This window comes from Paracholeplasma brassicae, from assembly GCF_000967915.1.
Classification (GTDB): domain Bacteria; phylum Bacillota_I; class Bacilli_A; order Acholeplasmatales; family UBA5453; genus Paracholeplasma; species Paracholeplasma brassicae.
In genome coordinates, this window is the sequence record NC_022549.1 from 1,364,005 (window position 1) to 1,384,597 (window position 20,593).

The following is a 20,593-nucleotide window of genomic DNA, read 5'->3' on the forward strand; positions in this document are numbered from 1 at the left end:
ACAGAGGAGTGAATATTATGACTGTATTAGAACGTTTATTAACTTATGTTTCAATTGATACACAATCGGATCCGACTTGCGATTTATGTCCATCAACAGAAAAACAAAAAGACCTTGGAAGACTTTTAGTGACTGAACTAGAGGCTATGGGTTTAAATGCTTTTATGGATGCGCACGGGTACGTCTATACAAAGATTGAAAGTAACCTAGATTACGAGGTCGACGCCATCGGGTTTGTCGCTCATATGGATACCTCATTTGATGCACCAGGCGCTAACGTAAAACCAAGGGTAATTAATAACTACGATGGTTCTGTGATCAAACTAAACAAAGAATTATCCATGGACCCAAAACATTTTACTGTCTTAAACCGCGTGATCGGACAAGATTTAGTTGTTACCGATGGTAATACTCTACTTGGCGCAGACGACAAAGCAGGTGTTGCTGAAATTATGCAACTTTGTGAGTTCTTAACCACGAACAAAGAGTTTAAACACGGTGATGTCTATATCGGGTTTACCCCAGATGAAGAAATTGGACGTGGTGCTGATCTATTTGACCTTGATTATTTTAAGGCTAAATACGCATACACAGCCGATGGCAGTGAAGTCGGCGGGATTGAGTATGAAAACTTCAATGCCGCAACCGCCAACATTAAATTCATCGGTAAATCAATCCATCCAGGCAGTGCTAAAAACAAATTAATTAATGCCATGCACATCGCTTTTGAATTCAACCAACAATTACCAGTGTTCTTAAACCCGGCTTATACCGAAGGTTATGAAGGTTTTAACCATCTGTCACACATGGAAGGTTCGGTTGAGGAGGCTAAGCTTCAATACATCATCCGTAATCATGACAAAGAAAAATTCGAAAGTCAAAAAAGAGATTTCGAACAAATCACAACGTATTTGAATCAAAAATATGGCTACGAAGCCGTCAACTTAACCATCACAGACTCATACTTTAATATGTATGAAATTCTTAAAAATGACATGAGTCCAATTGAGATTGCTAAAGAAGCAATCACAAACAGTGGTGTTACCCCTTATAGTTTAGCCATCCGAGGTGGAACTGATGGGGCAAGATTAACTTTCATGGGACTTCCATGCCCGAATTTGGGTACAGGTGGTTATAATTTCCATGGCAGATACGAGTTTGCCTCAGTTAATCAAATGGAAAAAGCCGTTGAAATACTAATCGAGATTTGCCGCCTAGTTACAATCAAATAAGCTTCCGTCAATTGAAACAAAAGGGACTTGCCTGGCAAGTCCCTTTTATTCATTTTCATCTTTCTGAAAAATAATGCTAAATAGTACACCCAGTGAAAGACCTAGAATTAGACCAGTTGTCATGTTTTTAAACAAGATACCGATAACCATACCAAGTAATACACCAATGCCTATAAACACAACACCTAGTTGATCTTCATTCATTTAGATCCCTCCTATCTTTATTATTATAACTCAATTTATTCTTAAATAAAGAAAAAAGTGGGTATTATTTACCCACGTTTTGGTTTTCTTTTGACTTATAAAAATTATCGATTGATTCTAAATACATTTTTGATGGTTCATGTCCTTGATCAGCTGCTTTTTTCCACCAATGCTTAGCCGTTGATTCGCTCTTTTTGACACCTAGGCCTTTCATATAGAGCATGCCTAGATTATACATCGCTCCAACAACGTTTTTTTCCGCTGCTTGGCGGTACAGAACCGATGCTTTTTCATAATTTTGTTCAACGTAATCCCCATTTTGGTACATGACACCTAGGTTGTACTGTGCGTATGGGTGCTTTTGATCTGAGGCTTTGGTAAGCCATAGGAAGGATTTATCAAAGTGTGGTCGACCTTTATATTGAAAATAGAGGATACCTAAGACGTATTGTGCGTTCATGTCATTTTGATTAGCCGCAAGGCTTAAATACGTGATGGCTTCTTCTAAATCTTTATTAACGCCTTGTCCATTTTTATACATAAGGCCAACGTAATACTGCGCTTCTTTATAGCCTTGATCAGCACTAGTTAAGAAATATTTAAACGCTTGTTCGTAATTGATTTTACCGAGTTCACCTTCATAATAAAGCATACCAAGTGTGTAAGCCGCAAGATAGTGATTTTGTTCTACGGCGAGTTCTAGCCACTTTTTCGCCTCAAAGTAATCTTTCTTAACCGCTTCACCAGTAATATACATTAAAGACAAACCATACTGTGCGTAAGGATGTCCTTGCATGGCTGCCTTTGAATAATAGTCAAACGTTTCTCTGTATCTAGGAAATTCATCGCTTAACTGTTCATAGATCGAACCAAGTAGAAATTGAGCTTCACTGTAACCCAAGTCTGCCGATTTTGTTAAGTACTCAATTGCCGTGGCAACGTAGCGTTTAACATAAAACCCATAATAGTAATAACAGCCCACAATGTATAAGCTAATCGGATCGCCTTCGTTGGCTTCTTCTACTAGGCCATGATACCCCGCTTCAAAGTAGTCTTTCGCTAGTCGTTCGTCTTTTAAAACGCCATGCCCCGTGGTGTGCAGTAACGCATAACCATAAAATGATTTTAAAGACCCGATTTTCATGCCTTCTTCATACATTTGTTTTGCTTTTACCACATCCATTTGATAAAACTCACCAACCGCATAAGAACGGCCTAAAAAATAATAGGCATCGGCATACCCCGAGTAGGCAAGCGCTTCTAGTTGTTGTTTGGCTTCAATTACGTCTTTATTTGATACGTTTAAATTTAATTTTCCTAACGCGTCGTAAAATTTATTTTGTTGTTCATTCATACTCTCACTTCTTTCAAATCTATGATAACATATCTTGTCCATCTTTTGGTTAAAAAGGCTCATCAACCTAGGATTCTATCTTTGCATGTTTTTCTAATTGTTTCAATAGATGGTAAGCAATTTCAATCATGCCTTGATTTGATGGGTGGATCAAATCATAACTCAACTGGTGAAAAGACATAATCTCTTCACCTTTGACTTGAATGACGTTTGGTAAATCAGAAGACAAGTCTAACAAAATGTCACGATATGAGATCACGTCATTTTGATTGCCTCTGTTTTGATCAATTCCAATCAAACGCCAGTTGTCTAGCACTGTAATTACGGTGACGATCGCGTTTGTTTGAAGACGCTTAATTTGATTCATTAAATAGGCCACACGGTCTTTAAAGACTTCTTTTGGATAACCATCGCCGATCATGTTTACTGACAATTCTAGGGTAATGTAATCGTATGGTTCTTTTAAGATAAAATCCACCATTTCTTTTTCGATGTAACAACACCCACTCATGCCATAATTAAAAACGTCTGCTTTTAGCTGATTACCTAAAATACCCGGGTAATTAAGATCTGGCATCAAAGCCACACGCCCTTGCGTGATTGAAGTGCCATAAGAAAGCAATCGTTTTGTTGGCATTTCATCAGCTTTTGGTAAACGATATTCCCCCTTGATTTGATCAAGTCTTATATTTTCTTTTAACATGATACGAATGACACCGGGGTGAAATCGTCCACGTTTTATGTCAAGTGATTCAATCACCGATTGGTTATATTTTTGTTTAATCTCGATGGTTGTTTTACCATTAATCTTAACACTTGAGTCTTGAAAGTCGCCATAATAGATTAACACCTCAGCGTTTTCTTGCGTAGAGCTTAGTGTTATTGTCACCTCTTTTAAGAGGAAAAAACGTAACTCTGACCCATGGTGAGTCAAAGACACGTTTTTTCCTTTATCTGAAAGATGATTTCTTAGTTCTTTAGGAAACCGGTGAAGTAATAACCCCTCACTTGTTTCTTCGATTTCATTAATGTTGTGAAAATATATTGAATCTTTAATCATTGTCTTTTTCCTTTACATTGACCTTGATCAAATCAGATGCAAGCTTATATCTAGTTGAGCCTAACTTCACTTTTGTGATTAAGTAGACGTAGGCAACCCCAGGCTTTGTTGCGCCTGTGATTTGATCTTTTGATGTTTGAAGTCCGGTGTTTTGATCATCAAAGACATAGACTTCTTTTGAAACATCAAGTAATTTATCACTCTTTAACTCGAAATTAAACACGTCCCCAATGTCGTAGGTAACCTCTTTTTTAGTTGAGACAAATTTGATAACTTCAGCTAATTGATCGATATGGTTCGTATTGACACCATAAAAACCTCTTAAAAAAGTAACGACCGCGTCTTTCTCTGAGACACCCCATGGTAGGACGTTGATTGCGCGTTTTCTTAATTCTTCACAGTATTCACTTCTTGAATGTTTGTAATACGGATGTATCATCATTTGATATTTATTACTTGTTTTGATGATGGATTTTAGACTCATTTTATTTAAGTTAAAATCAATCAACAAACCATTTAATAGATTAGGCATATATTTCTTCATGTGAATGATCGAAAACGGATGAAAACTCATCAGTAATACCGGTCGATTAATGGTGTTGATTACTTTTGATAATCGTTTCATCGCATGTTTAGAATCCACCTTGGATTCCACAATAAAACCAATATTCGATTCAACAAGCTTATTGTCAAAATCTTTTAAGAGTGGTAATCGTTCGTCGACTGCCTCACCTTGATACGTCATTTTGATTTTTTGGAGTTCTTTTAATTTTTCTTTTTTAATGATAAAGTCTTTTTCATAAGTTCTTCCAAGCGTATGGTCGTGATTGACAACGATTTTATTGTCTTTTGTCATGTGGATATCCATCTCAATAAAATCCGCGTCCATTTGATGTGCTTTGATCCCTGCTCGGATGCTGTTTTCTTGCGCGTCGTTGTGAAACCCGCGATGGGCAATCACAAATGGGGAAAACCCATAATCCGCATTCAAATCTGGTAGTTCATTAATATCAAGACCTACCACACCATCCACACCAGCCAACATCGATTGTGCAATGTCAAGGGTTGAATTAACCCTCGTGAAAACCACAATTCCGTGACGTTTTAATTGTCTAACGGTTTGTTGGTTAATTTCACCATCTGAAATTAAGACCGTATAAGAATGTAGCCCAAAAATCTCATTTTTCAATTTGTTAAAATCGTATAAATGAGAGATTTCATAAACCAACCGAGCGTACGGGTATAACTTATAGATTTGTTTTAATACGTTACGATCTTTTGAGATAATGAATAAATCAAAATGATCATTAAATTTTAGAAAACCAGCGACTTTCTTCGCAAGTTCCACGTCGTTAATTTCAATCGCATTTAACCCATCTAAGATTTGATGCTCATCGAACTTAACAAGATACTCTACGTCTGCAAAAGACGTATTTGAAACGACTACTATTTTTTTTAACACTGCCATCACACCTTCATTAATATGATATCTTATTTTGTTTACTTTTTCAAATGATTTTTAATCAACTATTAGTAGTAACGACGAAAGATATTCCATTTAGTTTTTGAAATTTATTATAACACACTAAACGAACATAAAAAGATGTAACCGATTTCATTTGTGAAAATAGCAAACATACGCTTTTTTCCTCTTGAACATGGTGTAAAAACGTTTTCACTTATGTTATCATAAAGACAGGTGATTTCATGAACCCACACATTCTATCAAAATTAAAGAAAGATCATAACATTTCCTACCTTGAAGACGTTCTGTTGAAAAAGGATTTTTTTTCGTTTTACATTAATTTGAATGACAAAGAAAAATCTTTTTACATGATCTCAGGCTCACCTTCCATTGTTGGACTTGAGGATAAACCCGTTTATACTGTCTTAGAGATTGTAAATCAAATCGAACCTGACAACACATTCTCAGAAATTGACGGTAAGAATTTGTACATTCAAAAACTTACTTATCAAATTGAGCATTTGTCACATGAACTTTATACGTTCATTCCATTCAAAAACAAAACACATGATAAACCAATTTGGCTTTACCTTAAGTTTGATAAAGACAAAAATAACAACCTCGTGTTTGGTCAAGTCTTAAGAATTTATGACGAAACACCCAGTGAGATTATTTATTATCAAAAGACACACCAAGACCCATTAACCAAACTCTTCACAAGAGAAACGTTAAAAGAGCATTTGAGTAAAAACACTCATCAAAATAACGCCTATGGCATGTATCTAGACATTGATGGTTTTAAACAAATCAATGACTTCTACGGCCATGAAAAAGGCGATCAGTTTTTGATTACTCTTGCTAACTTTTTTATTTCAAGATGGGAGCATAACGTGATTTATTATCGGCTCGGTGGGGATGAATTTTTCATCTACGCATACGAGCACACCAAAGAACAAATCATAAAAAGAGCTAAACAACTCATCTACGACATCGAACACCTTAACCTAATCGCACAAAAACACAACATCAGCGCTTCAATTGGAATTATTGAACTTTGTGCGGATTTAAGTGAATACAATAAAATCCTCGATTTAGGCGATAAAACCATGTATCATGCAAAAAAACAAGGGCCAGGACGATTTGCTTTTTACAACCAGTCAAATGAATAATTCTTAGATAAAGTCATGCATTATTTGTGTGGCTTTTTTGTTAATAAAAATAGGCTATTGCCAAAGCATTCGCCTACTTAATAGTTGAGTTATCTAAATTCTAAGTTGTTGGGTAATAAAACGTATACAACACAAGTGTACTTGAAATACCTGTCTCAAGATAATTCACACGAATATCATGTACATAGAAAAACGTCGTTGAGGCTTCTAATTCATCGAGTAATTTCGTTAATGTCGTTTTATTCGCAGATTGAAACGATACATTGATTAATACATACGATAATCTCGAAGGTGGCGATTTTGTCTACACGTTTCCAAAACTTAGAAATTGAATCCATTTTTGTTAATCTATATAGTCAAAAGCACTCTCCAAATAAAATGGAGAGTGCTTCTTTTTAATTACTCATATAGACCATGCTTTTCTAAGTATGGATTTAATCGATCGATCGAATCAAATGCTTCATAAATCGTAACTAAGATATTCTTCTCTGTCATTACTTGCTGAATTGTATCAACGTAGAAACGCTGTTCTTCGGTGATGTGTAATTTTTCTTTATTTACTCTAGGGTAGCCAGTTTCAGTTAATACGACAGGTTTATCATTAAAATTTTCTTGAGAAGCTTCTAGCACTAAAACCGTGTAGTCAACCGCTTCACTTAAGAACTTATCTTGATAATACGGGTGCACATGAATGCCAATGAAATCAACCAGGTTAGCAAGCTCTTTAAGTTTGGTATTCCATAAATAGAAACTATCGCTATACGTTAACGGTTGTTTGATCTTTGGTTTAACCATTTTTAAATATTTTGATAACTCGACGACTGAAATCATGTGATAATCAAAACTAGAGATATTTAAGTAACCCACGCTAACGTAGCTAATAATTTCCTCGTATTGGTTCGCTAATGAAATTAACTCGGTCACTTTTTGTTGATTACTTCTTTTATTTAATATGACGTCTTTGGTCTTTATGATTTTTTCTAGTGGTGCTTCTTGATCGATTAATTCTGGGCTAAACTTGATGCCTAGAAAAACTTCTAAGTTTATATGATGCTTAACGATTATTTCTACAACCTGACGTGAGGTATTTACATCATCGATGAGTCGGATCATTTGATAGCCCTGTTCAGCTAAAAAATCAAGTTCCTCTTTGATTTTGATTTCATCGTTACTCCTTGGTGTATATGAAATCGATTTAACATAGTGATACATAAAAACACTCCTTTCTATAAGAGAATTTTATCATTAATGCTGGAATTTTTAGAGCAATTTGATTTGAAATCCTGCCAGAAACTCAAAGATATGTTACAATAACTCATGAAGAGGTGAATTAAAATATGATTATTGGATGTGTAAAAGAAATCAAACCCTTTGAATACAGGGTTGGACTTACACCAGGTGCAGTAAATGCCTATACAAACGAAGGGCATGTTGTATTAATGGAAAAAGGAGCCGGAATTGGAAGCGGATTTAGCGATGAAGACTATGTGTTTTATGGGGCTAAAATTGTTGATGACGCTAAAGAAATTTGGGCAACTTCTGACATGATTGTCAAAGTTAAAGAACCACTTGCAAGTGAATACCAATACTTCAGAAAGGATTTAATCTTATATACTTATCTTCACTTAGCCTATAATAAGCCACTCTATGAAGCCCTTAGAGACCGTGGTGTTACTTCGATTGCTTATGAAACCATTGAAGAAAACGGTGTGCTTGTCTGTCTTGAACCGATGAGCAAGGTCGCAGGAAGACTTGCCTTAATTGAAGCGGCTAAGTATTTAGAAGCCCCTTTTGGCGGACCCGGTTTACTTATTTCAGGACTCCCTGGAACCCCTAGGGCAAACATTGTTATCTTAGGTGCTGGTGTTGTCGGAAGAAACGCTTTAATGATGGCGGTTGGTATGGGCGCGAATATAACCATACTTGATATCAATACTAAGCGATTAAGTGACCTTGAAGATTTATATCAAAATAAAATTAATACATTATATTCAAATGAAAAAAATATCATGGACGCATTAAAATCAGCGGATGTAGTTATCGGTGCTGTATTAATCGCAGGCGATAAACCACCACTGTTGATTACCGATGAAATCCTGGCTAACATGAAGAAAGGCGCGATTATTATCGATGTTTCCATCGATCAAGGCGGCATCTCTAACCACGCTAAAGTGACTTATCATGATAACCCAATTTATGACGTCGATGGTATTTCATTTTATGGTGTCGCCAACATGCCAGGTTCTGTACCTAGAACCTCAAGCCAAGCACTGTCAAACGCTACCCTAAGATACGGCTTAATGATTGCGAAAGATCCAACAAAGGCTTTAGCGCATGAACCAATAAAAAAAGGTCTACAAACAATGAATCATCAGGGTGTCTACCAAACACTCATCAAATTATTTGAATCTTAATTAACTAGTAACCTTGTTTATAAAATAACGAAAGCCTTAAGTCATATATTCGACTTAAGGCTTCTTTTTTATGTTGTTTCGTAAACGGTTTTAAGGTGTTCTGCTCGCTCAACCAAAAACTGATATAATAACTCGTCTTGACCGGTCACCGTCGTTACCTCTACCATGTGTGGTGGGTTTGGCCAAACATAATGCCCCATAATCTGCCATCGAGTAAAATTAAGTTCACGCGCCTCAAGTGTATTTTCTCTTACCTTAAGGATGGATTCTAGAAGAATTGGTAAGTACGTCTCGTAGATTTCGTTATAACGATTGATATACGCTTGTTTAAATGAATCTTGATCAAACAGCATTGTAAACCATTGATTATAACCATACGCATGAAATCCCTGTGGGGTTGAATCAAAATAATCCCCATTACCTAATGAGATATCAAAATCCCACAAGGGGCCCATGGTCAACTTCCCATTGGCATCTTTAAAACTGTAAACACTTGAGTAACCACTATCGACATTTTTTGTCAGCTCTTGAACAATAAAGTAGTCAATAAAAGACTCGACGTCAATGTAGTCTTCATAAGTGTCATTTGTAATGCTTGCCTCAAAGGCGAGCAGGTAGTCTTTAATGCTTTTTGCCTTATCTCTTAATTCATTTTCTGTGTAATCCTCTGTATCTGGAGACTTTATGACATAATTTTTATTATTGGCGCGAATCCAGTGGATATCCTCAACACCTTCCGCGCCTACTCGATCATCAGCCTCTAGTTCAATTAAAAACCCACTATCGATGTCAATCGCTGCTTCGATGCTTAGTTTGTTCTTATCGGTTTCTACTTGTTCAGTTAATAGATAAAAACCCTCATAAACACCATTTAAATAGACTTCAACAAACCGAGTATCTAGTGTATAGCCTACCTCAAGCATTGAGGCTAATTTGTGTGCCACGTAGTTTCTCATTAATGTCTTGTCCGTATATTCTGCTAAAAGTACGTATTCCTTCGCATTTTTCATCCCAAGCAGCGAAACACGTTCATCAAATTTAATTTTAAATGGTTTTTTGGGGTTATCCCAAGTTGAGTTTCCTCTGCCTTTAATTCGCATCACTACGTTTTCGTTTAACGTTTGGTTATTATTCGATAAACTAATCTTGCCTTGAACGTAGTCGTCTTTTGATGTTATTTGAACGCCATCGGTATCAATTAACAACTTTGATACAACAGCGTATTTGCTTAGGGTTGGTATTTCATATGAATAAGTTTGCCCATCATAAAGTGCAGTAACTGTGGTTGTTTGACTATAATCAAGGTATGGTTGTATTAATTGACCATCTTCTAATAGCACACCATCATAGTACCATGTGATTGGACTGCCTTTCAATTCTTGATCAAGCATTAAATCCCCTTTAATCTCGGTTGGTAGAAGCCTTTTTAGTTGATTTTCTGTTGAATTTTCACTTTGGCAACCAAATAGCGAAAACCCGATTAATACCATCAAAATCGTAATCATTATTTTTTTCAAAATATCACCTCATATATAGTATAACAATAAATCATTGAAAAAAATGAGGAAACTAATGAATGGTTTCCTCACAATCGTTAGGATTCAATTAATACCGCACGGCAAAAAGATGCCTCAACACTTTTTATTTTGATTGGTAAAGCAATCAACTGATAGTTGCCTGGTTTAATATCTTTTAGTCGAATCCCTTCTAGTATCACAATGTCTTTTTCTAATAAATACTTGTGGGTCTCGTGGTTTTTTTGAGCTCGTTCAATACCAAGCGTATCGATTCCGACACCAATAACGCCTAATTCACTTAAATATTTAGCCGCTATTTTTTCGACGTAAACGAATTCAAAGTTAAACGCATCATCAAAACTATTTTTAGTTTTGAATAACACAAAATCGCCTTTTTTAATCCCTAAACGATCAATATCTTCTTTTTTGATGCATTCATTTAAATGCGTCAGGTCATAAACACTCGCTTGCGTGATGTAATTACTTAATCGCTCACTGTCGCTAGTACTTCCATTTTCAATCATGTGAAGTGGAAAATCAACGTGGGTGCCTGTGTGAAGATTGATTTCTAAGTTCGTTTCATAATGACTCGCATTTTCATAGTTATCAACGTTGATAAACTTAGGCTTCTTTTTGTCTAAATTCTTATAAACTGGCATATCCTCACTAATTGTCATGCTAATATCGTGTATTTTCATTAAAACACCTCATTTGTTTTTTCTTTAATCAGTTTCTTTAACTCATCAAAGTTCTTGTATGTCACTAATGATTTACTGGATGCCACAAAGTCTTGTTTTATCTCGTCAACGAGTTGCCAAGAATATTCGATTTCATCCCATCTTGTAAATAGTCGTTTATGATACTTAGTGATATCTAATAACAGCTTTTCATAAGCCTCCGGCATATTACCTACCGAATTACATGCAATGCAATACTCAAGTTCAACGGATTCAACGTCATCACTTAATCCTGGTACTTTAGAATTTAGAGCAAGTGATATCCCATCTTGTGGGGCAATCTTAATATAAAGCTTATTTGTCTTTAAAGGAAAATGCCATTTGTGTTGTTCAGCGGTTTCTTCAAACTCGACAATGATGACCGATTCTTTTATATCGAGCTTTTTACCTGTTAATAGATACATAGGTACCCCTTTAAATCTAGGGGTATCGACAAAGGCTTTTAGGAAGACAAACGTTTCTGTTTTTGATTCCTTGTTCACATTTTTTTCATTTAAGTAGCCTTCGTATTGTCCCATAATCAACGATTCTTTATCGTAACGAATGCGTTTGAGGACATTGACTTTCTCTTCTTTTAAATCATCCGATTGATACGATTTTGGGACATCCATCGACACAAGTGCTAGCATCTGTAGTAAATGCGATTGAACCATGTCCTTTAATGCGCCCGAAGTGTCGTAGTAGCCACCTCTATTTAAAATGCCATCGGTTTCTTTGACAATATACTTAATGGATTTTATTGAGTTGTTATGCCAAGAATCTTCAAATATTTTGTTGGCAAATCGAACAGTTAATATGTTTTGAATCATTTCTTTGCCTAAGTAATGATCGATTCGGTAGATTTGTTTTTCATCAAAATAACCCCACAACAACTCATTAATGGCCTTCGCACTTTCTAAATCTTGACCAAAAGGTTTTTCAAACACAATCGACGAATTAATGTCCTTTTTCTCAATCAAATGAGACGCATTAATATTCTTAGATATTACTTCAAGTAAATCAGGACCAACCGCTAAGTAATATATTTTTCTAGTGTCTTCAAAAGATTCATCATCAATCAACTCTTTTAGTTTAAAATAGTCTGTTTGTTTTTCAATGCTCATATTGAAATAGATAATATTTGGTTTGATGCGATCAAGATCTTGGTTGTCAGGATATATTTTTCTTACCGAGTCAAGGTAACTTGCATGATCGTAATCTCTGCGCCCGATGCAAATGATTTTTGTTTGTTCTTCGATTAATCTATCTTTATTTAATTTTGTCAGTGCAGGTAATAGCTTTCTAGCAGTTAAATCACCGGTTGCACCAAAAATAGTAATTATCAATTTTTGTTTCATATACTTTTATCGATTGGCAAATTGCCAAACTCCCTTCATTAATTTAAATGTGACAAGATCGACTAAATTCCTAGGAAATCCTGGTTGATTGTTTTATGCATTACTATAATAATTATAACATCAAAGTATTATTTTCTTGTACTTGATGCAAAAAAAATAAAAGTCGCAAGGACTTTTATTCGTTATAAGAATCTATTTTCTCGATTGAGTTTTTTAACGCCTGCACTAATCTTGGGATTTCCTTTTCACAAATACTCGATATCGCTACTCGGATGGCCTTATCTAAAGGAATGACAAACACATGTTGATTTGCTAAATCCTCATAAATCTCAACCGGATTTTCAACTGGAATTGTTACAAAGAACCCATCTTTATACGGATAAATTGACAACTCAGACATTAATGCAATTTTTACAAACTCTGTGCCACGTTTGTTTAACGTTTCTTTCACATAACTTAGTTCGTTTAAATAGTCTTCATAATCAAGTTCATGATTCATTAAATGGTTCATTATTGATATGCCGGTAGCTGGACTGCAACTCCAGGTTGCTCTGGCCTTAAACGTTGTAATTCGTGACATTTCATCAATTAGATGTTTACTTCTAGATAGTCCAATTAAAGCGCCTAATCGAAACCCATATAGACCAAACGTTTTTGATCCACTAAAAGCAATGGCTGTGATCATATTCGACTTAATTGTCTCAAGAATAGCAAATTTTTCTCTAGACTCTTCCATTGTTTTACCAAAATAATCAATATAGGCAACATCATAAATTAGAATTACTGGTACTTTTAGAGATAAGTCATCAAGGGTTTGAATAATCGTTTTGAATTCTTTTTTTGATAACGAGTACCCCGTTGGGTTATGTGCTGGATCATTTAAGATAACGACTAATTTCTTTGTGATTTCAGCAATCATGGTTGCTTTTTGTTTAAAATCATCTAGATTGAACTCATTTTCTTTAAACATTTGGTAAGTTTGATAGGTTGCCCCAACCGACTTAATCATTTCTTTATAATTACTCCAATGAATGTGTGGCAATAAAACCATGTCACCATCGGTTACGTAATTCGATAATACCAAATAAAGCGCCCCTGATGCGCCAGGTGTTGCGCAAACCATTGACTCAAAGTTATCTTCGACAAGCTTTAATTGATTTTGAAACACAAAACGTTTAATCGCATCTTTAAAGACAGGGCCGCCATCAATCGATGGATAAGCTCGATAGGTTTTATTGTCAATTCGACCAAAAACATTTGAGATCGACTTGAATTCATAGAGTTGTCCAACATCATCCATCATTGCTCCGATGGTCGCATTAATGGTTTCATTGGCCTCTAATTTTGCTTTTTTAGCTTTTGCGCCTAAGGCCAAAATATCCTCGCCTAAATCATATTTTCTAGTTTTAATGTTTGCATAGTCCAAGAAAATCCCTCCCTATCAAGTCTTTAGTGACCGTCTTATTGTTTACATTCGCAATCTTCTAGTTTATTACCGCAATCGCATGTTTCTTCTTCATCGTCGTGATGGTGGTGATGTCTTCCACAGCCACAACCTTGTTCTTCATTTTCGTGATGGTGGTGATGCCCACCACAGCCACAACCTTGTTCTTCTTCATCGTGATGGTGATGATGACCCCCACAGCCACAACCTTGTTCTTCATCGTGATGGTGGTGATGACCGCCACAACCACAACCTTGTTCTTCTTCATCAAATTGATCAAAGCCTAACATAAAACTATCTTCATTAAAATCAAAACGATTATCGTATTCATCGAAAATACCGAATGTTTCATGCCCGATTTCCTTGATTTCATAGGTGATTCCGTTGATGTTAAATACCTTTTGTTCCCCGATAACTTCTAAATTTTCCAAATGAACGATTTCGAGGTTATCGTCTGTTTCAGTTCCTCCGAATTTTAGAGGTTTTTTATAAAGTATGCCCCAACCAAAATTATAGGATTCCTCATCACCATAAAATTCTCTAAGCGTTTCACCGTCTAAATAATCCTCTTTATATATCCAGGCACCTGCGAAATCCTCTACGACTTCGTGATCACCATAGCGTGATTCCCACAAGATTAATGCTTTTTCTTTACTTATCTTCATTATTTGTAAATTCTCCTTTTACGTCATTATAACACGATTCTTCGATGGATAAAAGAAAAAGAGTATAGTAATCTATACTCAAATGCTTTCATTTAAAATGATACGTTTTGGGTTATCCTCAAAGATCTTTTTCGCATATTCTTTTGAATACTTCTTTACCACGAATTGAAACGCCTCTTTAAGATTAGGTTTACGGTCACCTAAATTATGACTATCGGTTGCTACCACATCAACTAATTGTTTTTTTAGTAAATAGCGCGCCATTTTTTTCTTTTATAACCATCAAGACCTAAGATAGCTGAACTGTTAACTTGAATCAAGCCACCTGTTTTTTTGATCTCTGTGTAATCTTTTTTCTTTAAGTAACCATAGCGTTCAACGTGTGCTACAATTGGTCTTATCTTGAGTGTTCGAAAATTATACACAATTTCTTCAATTGGTGTTTCAAGAATCGTTGAAAATTCAACTAATACATAGGAGGTGTTCTCAATCGTCATTAAGTGTTTGTTTGAAAGGGATTCTTTCGTATAATACACTTCACTTCCTAACAAGAGTCGCACATCTAAATTTTGTTCTTTTACTTTTTCTTTTAATTGTTCAAAGTTATGTCTTATTTTTGAAACTTTTTCTGGTTTAAAACTTCTCATATGAGGGGTTAAAACAACCGTTGTGACACCATCATTGATCTGTTTTTTTATCATCTCAATCGACATCTCAATATTAGCTGACCCATCATCTATTTCATGCAGTATGTGGCAATGAAGATCAATCATACTTGTATGAGTATTTGTACCCATAAACACCATTAGTCATTTTTACTTGTGTAAATCCAATACCTATGATTTTAGCATTGTTTCTTTCAAGGGCATGGAAAGCGTCACGAACAAGTGCTTTTTTCGCTTTACCAAAACCAACAACAAAAATGACGCCATCCGATATTTTATTGATGATTAGTGTATCAGCAACGGCCAATACCGGTGGAGTATCTAAGAGAACGTAATCAAAATCTTCTTTTAATTTATTGATGAGTTCTTCTAATTTCTTTGATTCTAACAAATTGATAACTGCTGTGGTTTTCTCCCCAGCAACCATATAATATATGCCATCTTCGGATACTCTTAATAGTTGTTCATAAGTGATCTTACCAGCCAAATAGTCAGTAATTCCATCTTTATTGATTTCAGAAAACACACGATTTAGTTTAGGTCTTCTTAAATCTAGGTCTAATACGACTACTTTTTTGCCTTTATCTGCCAATAAATAGGCAATATTCGCAAATAAAGTGGTTTTACCTTCTGCTTGAAGGGTTGAAGTAAATTGAATCACCTTATATTGGTTATCTACGTTTGCGTATTCTAAGTTGAGTACTAATTTTTGAAATGATTCTGTAACGAAAGACATCTTATCTTCTCTAGCCACTAAGTAGCCATAGGATTCTTTTCTTTTTCTCTTTAAGATATTTGGAACCATTTTAGACATCCTCCTTCACTTCAAAATCAGGAATTGAACCAAGTACTTGCGTTTTTAAATCTCGTTCAATTTCATCTTTATCACGGTATGTGTTATTGGTTAATTCCATTAATAATACAAAACCGACACCAACAATACCACCAAGTAATACACCAATAATGATGTATAAGGTTTTATTTGGTGAGACGTAAACGCCTTCTGTTGCTGTGCTCATGCGAACAATTTTGTCTTTTAGCAAGTTAAATTGGCCACCACTAGCAACGGTAACTGCCGCATCAATAACACCGTTTGCGATTGTCTTAGATAACTCAGGGTTGGTTGATTCATAGCTGACATAGACGAAATAACTACCTGTGTTCGTACTTGTTGATATCCCATTTTTGAGTTCAGAAAGCGTCACAGTAAGTTGTAAATCATCGATTAATTTTTGTAATACAATTTCGGATTTCATAAACTCTTCGACGGTACCAATCAGGTTTCTAGCATCTGTTAAGTTATACCCCGTTTCAGTCGTTGAATTCGGTACCTGAACCATCACACTTGCTTTTGATTGATACTTTGGTGTGACTTTGTAAGCATAGAATGTTGCAAGTGCAGCAATTACTACGGTGACAATACCAATGAAAAGCCATTTGCGCAAGATTATTGCAAACAATTCTGCTAAGCTCAGGCCTTGTTCTTCATGTGTTTCCATTTTTTTCCTCCATAAACTCTTTTTGAGTCGTTCACGTTATTTTTTTTGAAATAAGCTAATGACTTTATCAATGTCTTTAACCACTTCATTTAATGATTGGTGCCAGAATGATTTGTCTTTAACATCAATGCCCATTGACATTGCGACGTCTTCAACACTGGCTTTACCTGTTAACATTAATAGTTTATCATAATTTCTTAAAAAATCATCCTTATTTTCTAAGTATTTAGCGTATAATCCTTTTCCAAATAATAGACCAAATGCGTATGGAAAGTTATAGAAATTCAAGCCTGCACTGTAGTAATGTCCCTTGTTTAACCACATATATGGGTGTAAATTCTCGTGATCAAGCCCCTCAAGATAGGCTTCTTTTTGAGCTTCTACCATCCACGTTTTCATTTGATTCTTCGAGATTGGTCCGGTCGAATTCTCAAATAATTTGGTCTCGAAAAAGTAACGTGATAAGATATCAATAATCACTTGCGTATCCCCTTGTAAGGCGATTTCAAGAACAGATAATATTTCATCATCGTTTGATAGTTTTGATAGTAAGTTGTTAGTAACAATTGTCTCACAGAAAATAGAAGCTGTTTCTGCTAAAGGCATTGGATAACCCCAATTTAAAGGCTTTTCATCACTTATCACGTCGCCATGGTAACCATGACCAAGTTCGTGTGCGATGGTTGAAACGTCGGATAAAGAGCCCGTGAAATTTGTTAGGATTCTAGACTGTTTTATTTGTTGTTGATTTGAACAAAATGCACCACCACGTTTACCTTTTTTCGGATAAACATCAATCCAATTTTCATTAAAAGCTCGTGTTGAAAAATCACCTAACCGTTTAGAAAATCCGTAAAAACTTTCATTAACAATTGCTTTGGCTTCCTCGTAAGTGTAGTTCTTATCGAGTTTACCGACTGGTGCGAATAATTCATAAAAAGGTAGTCCATTTTCATAACCAAGGTAAGTTGCCTTGGCTTTCAAATATCTTTCAAAATGTTGTCTATAATCTTTCATCGCATCAATCATTGCATCAAGTGTCTCTTTTTGCATACGTGATGAAATGAGTGTTTTTTCTAAAGCTGAGTCATAGCCTCTGAGTGTGTTCATCTCTGTTACTTCACGTTTGATGTTAGATAACGCAAGCGCAACCGCATCATCAATTTGTTCATACGCTTTTAACTCTGCCTCGTAGGCGTTCTTACGAATGTCTTTATCATTGTCGTATGCGAGATTTCTAACCTCAGATAACGTGATTTCCTTGTCACCCATTTTTACGTTCAAGTTTGACGTGAGTAACCCTTGCAACTGACTCCAAGATCCGCTTGAAAGTGGTCTTAGTTTTGCGTAGAGAACTTCTTCTTTTTCGCTTAGTAAGTGTCTCGCACTTTCTTTTTCTTCGTTTAATTGAAATAAGTATGTTTTGATTATTTCGCTATGATTGCTTAACTCTTGTAAATCAAGTGTTGCGATGTATCTTGAAACCATTACATTTTCTTTTGTAACCGATGAATAAATTTGTTGAAGTTTCGATAGATAACCAAGTGCTTCTTGATTCGTAACATCCGTTGACATGGTTAAGCTTGCAAACGCACTTAAACTTCTTGCGAGTTTTGTTGTTTCTTCTTGGGAAGTCAAGTAAGCTTCTAAAAACGCCACTGGTTTCATCGCTTGCATTTGTGATACTAATTGTTGAAACGATAACATTTGCTCTTTAAGTGTTTCAATATCCTTTAGGTATTTCTCATTAAATCCCTGATACAAATCATCTAAATTCCAATTACTCATTCGTTATTTCTCCTTTTCGACTCTAAGTTCGTAGAGTGCATCTCTAAGTTCTGCTGCTAATTCAAAATCTAGATCCTTGGCCGCTTGCTTCATCTCACGCTCTAACATGGCGATTTCAGCGTCAATGTTCTTCTTAGTGCGTTTCTTTTTATCACTTTCGATTAGCTCTTTAATTTTTATATCATCTCTAATTGCTTTGTTAATGGATACGGGTTGAACGTTGTATTTTTCATTAAACGCTAATTGGATTTCTCTTCTTCGTTTGGTTTCATCCATTGCTTTTCTCATGGCATCACTGATTGAATCGGCGTACATGATGACTTTACCATTGATGTTTCTTGCAGCTCTACCGATGGTTTGGATTAAACTTCGTTCACTTCTTAGAAAACCTTGCTTGTCCGCATCTAGTATTGCTACGAGTGAAACCTCTGGTAAATCGAGGCCTTCTCTCAACAAGTTAATCCCAATGATGGCATCGTATTTTCCCAATCGTAAATCTCTTAATATGGTAATCCGTTCAAGTGACTTTATCTCTGAATGCAAGTAGGTCACCTTTAATCCTAACTTCTTAAAGTAGGCGGTTAAGTCTTCACTCATTTTAATTGTGAGTGTGGTAATTAGCACACGCTCATTGGCGGCTATTCGTTTGACGATTTCGCCATAAAGATCATCGATTTGACCCATAGTTCTTCTAAGTTCAATCTCAGGGTCTATCAAATAGGTAGGTCGAATGATTTGTTCAACAATTGGATAACCTTTGGTTAGTTCATAATCCCCAGGTGTCGCAGATAAAAAAATTACCTTATCGAGTTTGTCTTCAAATTCATCAAACTTTAGTGGACGGTTATCAAGTGCGCTTGGTAAACGAAAACCATAATTAACAAGTGTTTGTTTTCTTGATCTATCTCCGTTATACATACCTCTTACTTGAGAGACGGTCACGTGTGATTCGTCAATAATCATTAAGAAATCTTTTTCAAAGAAATCAAGTAGTGTCGCTGGGGTTTCGCCTTCTTCTTTTAACGACATGTGTCTTGAATAGTTTTCTATGCCACTACAAATGCCAATCTCTTCTAACATTTCTACGTCATATTTTGTGCGCATTTCAATACGTTCGGCCGCTAACAACTCATTGTTTTCTTTAAAATATAGTATGCGCTCAGCCAGTTCATTTTTTATCCGTCTAATGGTTTCCGCCATCTTATCTTTGTTAGTTACAAAGTGAGTGGCAGGAAATATGGTGACATATTCGACGTTTTCAATGGCTTGTCCAGTTAGGACGTCAAAACGCCTAATCCGATCAATTTCATCACCAAAGAACTCCACGCGAATGCCTTGTTGTCGTTCATTTGCTGGAATAATCTCAACCGAATCACCTCTAACTCGAAAAGTCCCCCTTGAAAAGTCAATGTCGTTACGTTGATAAGTCAACTCAACTAAACGGTTTAAAAGTGTGTTTCGTTTTAGCTCATCGCCTGTTCTTAATACGAGTAGTGAATTCTTATAATCTTCTGGATCGCCAATCCCGTAAATACAAGAAACCGATGCAACAACAATAACATCGTCACGGTCTAACAAAGACGCCGTAGCGCTGTGTCTCATTTCATCAATTTCATCATTGATTGATGAGTCTTTTTCGATGTAGGTATCGCTTGTAACCACGTAAGCTTCTGGTTGGTAATAATCGTAGTAGGAGATAAAATATTCCACTCTATTTTCAGGAAAAAACGATTTTAACTCACTGTAAAGTTGGCCTGCTAGTGTTTTATTGTGTGCCAACACCAACGTTTTTTTACCTAGTTTTTTAATGATGTTACTGATTGTAAAGGTCTTACCTGTTCCGGTTGCCCCACGTAGTACTTGTCTATTGATTCCTTTTTCAAAGTTTTTTGTCAAGGTTTCTATAGCTTCAATTTGGTCACCCATGGGTTCATAGGGTGCTTTTAGTTTAAAATCTGCCAAAGTATCACTCCTTACAGCTTTCTATCATTATAACAAAAAAACACGCTATTTTAAACAATAACGTGTTCTAAGTTATCCATC

At 35.7% G+C, this 20,593-nt stretch carries 17 protein-coding genes and 1 pseudogene; 3 read left to right on the forward strand and 15 right to left on the reverse strand.

Translation table 11 applies throughout. From position 1 onward, the window contains the following. Positions 1-17 precede the first annotated feature (17 nt). Complete coding sequence (gene pepT / locus BN853_RS06360) at positions 18-1,232, forward strand: peptidase T (RefSeq protein ID WP_030005134.1); 1,215 nt, start codon at positions 18-20, stop codon at positions 1,230-1,232. 45 nt (positions 1,233-1,277) lie between these two features. Here the strand turns inward: pepT and BN853_RS08970 are convergent, their stop codons facing one another. The 4 genes from BN853_RS08970 to BN853_RS06375 all read right to left on the reverse strand — a co-directional run bounded on the left by BN853_RS08970 (position 1,278) and on the right by BN853_RS06375 (position 5,312). Further along, positions 1,278-1,436 carry a hypothetical protein gene (locus BN853_RS08970; RefSeq protein ID WP_030005135.1) on the reverse strand — a complete coding sequence of 53 codons (159 nt, stop codon included), beginning with the start codon at positions 1,434-1,436 and terminating at the stop codon, positions 1,278-1,280. 64 nt (positions 1,437-1,500) lie between these two features. Then, entirely contained in the window at positions 1,501-2,790 is a 1,290-nt protein-coding gene (locus BN853_RS06365) for a tetratricopeptide repeat protein (protein WP_052591314.1), read from the reverse strand. Positions 2,791-2,857: 67 nt separating this feature from the next. Further along, entirely contained in the window at positions 2,858-3,850 is a 993-nt protein-coding gene (locus BN853_RS06370; protein ID WP_030005137.1) for an SGNH/GDSL hydrolase family protein, read from the reverse strand. Next, positions 3,843-5,312 carry a glycerophosphodiester phosphodiesterase family protein gene (locus BN853_RS06375; protein WP_157869945.1) on the reverse strand — a complete coding sequence of 490 codons (1,470 nt, stop codon included), beginning with the start codon at positions 5,310-5,312 and terminating at the stop codon, positions 3,843-3,845. The genes BN853_RS06370 and BN853_RS06375 overlap by 8 nt, the downstream gene beginning before the upstream one ends. 245 nt (positions 5,313-5,557) lie before the next feature. Here BN853_RS06375 and BN853_RS06380 point away from each other — a divergent pair, with 245 nt between their 5' ends. Further along, complete coding sequence (locus BN853_RS06380; protein ID WP_030005139.1) at positions 5,558-6,484, forward strand: GGDEF domain-containing protein; 927 nt, start codon at positions 5,558-5,560, stop codon at positions 6,482-6,484. 399 nt (positions 6,485-6,883) lie between these two features. Here the strand turns inward: BN853_RS06380 and BN853_RS06385 are convergent, their stop codons facing one another. After that, entirely contained in the window at positions 6,884-7,696 is an 813-nt protein-coding gene (locus BN853_RS06385) for a glycoside hydrolase family 17 protein (RefSeq protein WP_030005140.1), read from the reverse strand. A gap of 125 nt (positions 7,697-7,821) precedes the next feature. Between BN853_RS06385 and ald the strand changes: the two genes are divergently transcribed. Continuing rightward, positions 7,822-8,898 carry an alanine dehydrogenase gene (gene ald / locus BN853_RS06390; protein WP_030005141.1) on the forward strand — a complete coding sequence of 359 codons (1,077 nt, stop codon included), beginning with the start codon at positions 7,822-7,824 and terminating at the stop codon, positions 8,896-8,898. Between the two features lie 68 nt (positions 8,899-8,966). On the opposite strand, the gene BN853_RS06395 is transcribed toward ald, so the two are convergent. From BN853_RS06395 to uvrB, 10 genes and pseudogenes are all read right to left on the reverse strand, one after another. After that, on the reverse strand, positions 8,967-10,415 hold the full coding sequence (locus tag BN853_RS06395) for a CotH kinase family protein (RefSeq protein ID WP_052591315.1): 1,449 nt from the start codon (positions 10,413-10,415) through the stop codon (positions 8,967-8,969). Between the two features lie 77 nt (positions 10,416-10,492). Next, on the reverse strand, positions 10,493-11,113 hold the full coding sequence (locus BN853_RS06400; RefSeq protein ID WP_030005143.1) for a cyclase family protein: 621 nt from the start codon (positions 11,111-11,113) through the stop codon (positions 10,493-10,495). Further along, complete coding sequence (gene zwf / locus BN853_RS06405) at positions 11,113-12,489, reverse strand: glucose-6-phosphate dehydrogenase (RefSeq protein ID WP_030005144.1); 1,377 nt, start codon at positions 12,487-12,489, stop codon at positions 11,113-11,115. Before zwf ends, BN853_RS06400 begins: the two co-directional genes overlap by 1 nt. A gap of 175 nt (positions 12,490-12,664) precedes the next feature. Then, positions 12,665-13,915, reverse strand: a complete 1,251-nt coding sequence (locus BN853_RS06410; protein WP_030005145.1) for a pyridoxal phosphate-dependent aminotransferase — start codon at positions 13,913-13,915, stop codon at positions 12,665-12,667. Positions 13,916-13,950: 35 nt separating this feature from the next. Further along, complete coding sequence (locus tag BN853_RS09050) at positions 13,951-14,598, reverse strand: hypothetical protein (RefSeq protein WP_030005146.1); 648 nt, start codon at positions 14,596-14,598, stop codon at positions 13,951-13,953. A 78-nt stretch (positions 14,599-14,676) separates the two neighbouring features. Further along, positions 14,677-15,404: pseudogene (locus tag BN853_RS06425) on the reverse strand (tyrosine-protein phosphatase). Next, positions 15,364-16,077, reverse strand: a complete 714-nt coding sequence (locus BN853_RS06430) for a CpsD/CapB family tyrosine-protein kinase (RefSeq protein ID WP_084232954.1) — start codon at positions 16,075-16,077, stop codon at positions 15,364-15,366. The pseudogene BN853_RS06425 and the gene BN853_RS06430 overlap by 41 nt, the downstream one beginning before the upstream one ends. Beyond that, complete coding sequence (locus BN853_RS06435) at positions 16,070-16,762, reverse strand: YveK family protein (RefSeq protein ID WP_030005150.1); 693 nt, start codon at positions 16,760-16,762, stop codon at positions 16,070-16,072. Before BN853_RS06435 ends, BN853_RS06430 begins: the two co-directional genes overlap by 8 nt. Before the next feature lie 36 nt (positions 16,763-16,798). Next, complete coding sequence (locus BN853_RS06440; protein WP_030005151.1) at positions 16,799-18,550, reverse strand: M3 family oligoendopeptidase; 1,752 nt, start codon at positions 18,548-18,550, stop codon at positions 16,799-16,801. 3 nt (positions 18,551-18,553) lie between these two features. Continuing rightward, positions 18,554-20,512 carry an excinuclease ABC subunit UvrB gene (gene uvrB, locus BN853_RS06445; RefSeq protein ID WP_084232955.1) on the reverse strand — a complete coding sequence of 653 codons (1,959 nt, stop codon included), beginning with the start codon at positions 20,510-20,512 and terminating at the stop codon, positions 18,554-18,556. Between the last annotated feature and the right edge of the window lie 81 nt (positions 20,513-20,593).

Coding starts and splice junctions, on each gene's coding strand:
- zwf (WP_030005144.1), bottom strand. CDS start 12,489: ATGAAACAAAAATTGATAATTACTATTTTTGGTGCAACCGGTGATTTA.
- pepT (WP_030005134.1), top strand. CDS start 18: ATGACTGTATTAGAACGTTTATTAACTTATGTTTCAATTGATACACAA.
- BN853_RS06400 (WP_030005143.1), bottom strand. CDS start 11,113: ATGAAAATACACGATATTAGCATGACAATTAGTGAGGATATGCCAGTT.
- BN853_RS09050 (WP_030005146.1), bottom strand. CDS start 14,598: ATGAAGATAAGTAAAGAAAAAGCATTAATCTTGTGGGAATCACGCTAT.
- BN853_RS06430 (WP_084232954.1), bottom strand. CDS start 16,077: ATGTCTAAAATGGTTCCAAATATCTTAAAGAGAAAAAGAAAAGAATCC.
- BN853_RS06380 (WP_030005139.1), top strand. CDS start 5,558: ATGAACCCACACATTCTATCAAAATTAAAGAAAGATCATAACATTTCC.
- BN853_RS06440 (WP_030005151.1), bottom strand. CDS start 18,550: ATGAGTAATTGGAATTTAGATGATTTGTATCAGGGATTTAATGAGAAA.
- BN853_RS06370 (WP_030005137.1), bottom strand. CDS start 3,850: ATGATTAAAGATTCAATATATTTTCACAACATTAATGAAATCGAAGAA.
- BN853_RS06385 (WP_030005140.1), bottom strand. CDS start 7,696: ATGTATCACTATGTTAAATCGATTTCATATACACCAAGGAGTAACGAT.
- BN853_RS08970 (WP_030005135.1), bottom strand. CDS start 1,436: ATGAATGAAGATCAACTAGGTGTTGTGTTTATAGGCATTGGTGTATTA.
- BN853_RS06365 (WP_052591314.1), bottom strand. CDS start 2,790: ATGAATGAACAACAAAATAAATTTTACGACGCGTTAGGAAAATTAAAT.
- BN853_RS06435 (WP_030005150.1), bottom strand. CDS start 16,762: ATGGAAACACATGAAGAACAAGGCCTGAGCTTAGCAGAATTGTTTGCA.
- ald (WP_030005141.1), top strand. CDS start 7,822: ATGATTATTGGATGTGTAAAAGAAATCAAACCCTTTGAATACAGGGTT.